Source organism: Saccharopolyspora rectivirgula DSM 43747, assembly GCF_000497205.1.
Lineage (GTDB): Bacteria > Actinomycetota > Actinomycetes > Mycobacteriales > Pseudonocardiaceae > Saccharopolyspora > Saccharopolyspora rectivirgula.
Genome location: NZ_AYJW01000177.1, coordinates 1 through 242, shown reverse-complemented (window position 1 = coordinate 242; position 242 = coordinate 1). Strand labels below are relative to the sequence as shown.

1 protein-coding gene is annotated in these 242 nt (G+C 68.2%); it reads left to right on the top strand.

The window, feature by feature from the left end:
* Positions 1 to 242 (top strand): Hsp70 family protein (locus SREC43747_RS20105; protein ID WP_152528489.1); only part of this gene is annotated, 242 nt, incomplete at both ends.

Genomic DNA, 242 nt, shown 5'->3' with positions numbered 1-242 from the left:
TCACGGTGGACGCCGACAAGAACCCGCTGTTCCTGGACGAGACCCTGACCCGGGCCGAGTTCGAGCGGATCACCTCCGACCTGCTGGAGCGCTGCCGCAAGCCGTTCGAGGCCGTGCTGCGGGACTCCGACACCAAGGTCAGCGACATCGACCACGTGGTGCTGGTGGGCGGCTCCACCCGCATGCCGGCGGTGACCGAGCTGGTCAAGGACCTCACCGGTGGCAAGGAGCCGAACAAGGGC